The sequence below is a fragment of the Duganella rhizosphaerae genome, assembly GCF_040364205.1.
Lineage (GTDB): Bacteria > Pseudomonadota > Gammaproteobacteria > Burkholderiales > Burkholderiaceae_D > Rugamonas > Rugamonas rhizosphaerae.
This window is the reverse complement of the sequence record NZ_BPWK01000080.1, coordinates 1-493: the sequence shown is the minus strand read 5'-3', so window position 1 is coordinate 493 and position 493 is coordinate 1. Positions and strand designations below refer to the sequence as shown.

Annotated in this window: 1 protein-coding gene; it reads right to left on the bottom strand. The window is 64.3% G+C overall.

What is annotated here, in order from left to right; all coding sequences use genetic code 11:
• On the bottom strand, positions 1-493 hold a 493-nt coding region (locus RUGAMON1_RS32685), incomplete at both ends, for a DegT/DnrJ/EryC1/StrS family aminotransferase (RefSeq protein ID WP_445234430.1).

Genomic DNA, 493 nt, shown 5'->3' with positions numbered 1-493 from the left:
GCCCATCGGCAGCGTGCCCAGGCACTGGCAGAAGCGCTTGCCGCAGGTGTTGTCCTTGCCCGGCGCGCAGTAGCAGTCGCGGCCCCAGTCGCGGAACGACTCGGCGATCATCTTCAGTTCGGCGTTGTTGGTGAACACCGCGCCGCCTTCGCCCATCGTGATGTGGTGCGCCGGGTAGAACGACATGGTGCCGATGTCGCCGAAGGTGCCGACCATCTTGCCGTGGTAGGTCGAGCCGAGCGCGTCGCAGCAGTCCTCGATCAGCCACAGATTGTGCTTCTTGCAGATCGCCGTGATCACGTCCAGGTTGTACGGATTGCCCAAGGTGTGGGCCAGCATGATGGCCTTGGTCTTGGGCGAGATCGCCGCTTCCAGCTTGGTGACGTCGATGTTGTAGGTGCCCAGCTCGACGTCGACGAACACCGGGATCGCGCCGAACTGGATGATCGGGTTGACGGTGGTCGGGAAGCCGGCGGCCACGCCGATCACCTCG